Source organism: Leifsonia sp. SIMBA_070 (assembly GCF_046534635.1).
Classification (GTDB): domain Bacteria; phylum Actinomycetota; class Actinomycetes; order Actinomycetales; family Microbacteriaceae; genus Leifsonia.
Genome location: NZ_JAWRYK010000887.1, coordinates 1 through 239, shown reverse-complemented (window position 1 = coordinate 239; position 239 = coordinate 1). Strand labels below are relative to the sequence as shown.

The following is a 239-nucleotide window of genomic DNA, read 5'->3' as shown; positions in this document are numbered from 1 at the left end:
AACCAAAATCATTGATTAAAGTTTCACGTGCTATTGCTGCTTCACTTTCAAGACAGTATTCAACATCATTTGCTCCGAGAGTTAATCCTAGAGGTGTATTTTCCTTGTTGGACCAGCCAATTAAGGTGGCTCCGTAATTTTTAACCGACATTCCGGATGAACTAAAAATTCCAGCCATGGTTTCAACGCTTTGAATATTCCAAGAACCCAAATCTTGATCAAATTCTTCCGAATTACTG

At 38.1% G+C, this 239-nt stretch carries 1 protein-coding gene; it reads right to left on the bottom strand.

Features of this window, described 5'->3' with window-relative positions:
- Nucleotides 1-239: hypothetical protein (locus SB754_RS22770; protein ID WP_410784536.1), on the bottom strand; the 239-nt coding region annotated here is incomplete at both ends.